Annotated in this window: 1 protein-coding gene; it reads right to left on the reverse strand. The window is 41.3% G+C overall.

Annotated features, from left to right (window positions below; translation table 11 throughout):
- The coding region (bamD, locus tag ACS8FC_RS17305; RefSeq protein ID WP_439297690.1) for an outer membrane protein assembly factor BamD at positions 1-451 on the reverse strand (451 nt) is incomplete at its 3' end.
- Between the last annotated feature and the right edge of the window lie 276 nt (positions 452-727).

The raw sequence follows: 727 nt of genomic DNA on the forward strand, positions 1-727 counted from the left end.
CACGCTCTGCTTGGTTAAGTTTGAATAGCTTTAAGCTCTCAGATGAGCCTTCCATATTGGCAACGCCGCGTACATAGTAAGCATAGCTGACTTGCGGGTTAGACGGATATAGTCGGATGAATTGCTCAGCACTTGCCGCTGCCATCTCGTATTTATCAGCCTCATACTGTGCGTACATCATGTCGAGCAATGCTTGCTCAGCATATTGTCCAGTTGGATAAAAAGTACGCAAATTGGTCAATTCTTCAATACCTTGGAGATAACGACCTTTGTCGATTTGAGCAACGGCATCGCTATAGTAACCTTGCTCTGACTTTTCCGCTGTTTCTACCGCGTCGACATCTTTGGCGCCAGTGAGGTTTTTGAAAGTTTGGCAACCCACTAGATTGACGCTAAGCGTAAGTAAGGTTATTGAGGACAGCTTGATAAACGTATTGCCAACAGCTTGCATACTTCTTCTCCGACACAAGACGCATAATAGCAGCAGTGCTATCATGCTATATAAAAGGTTAGTGATAAAAAACGATGCTGAATATTCAGCGATGCACAAGCAACACGTTTTTCATCGAATGCAGTTTTTGTTATGACGTATTGTACTGGTAGATTGGGTCTGATACATAGAGCTTTTATAGTAAGCCTGTAATAGATCAAATGCATTTAATCATATTCAAACGGTTTAAATGGCAAACACTGTCAATAAAACCCAATGGTATTTTCATACTGTATT

This window comes from Psychrobacter sp. 1Y4 (genome assembly GCF_051847555.1).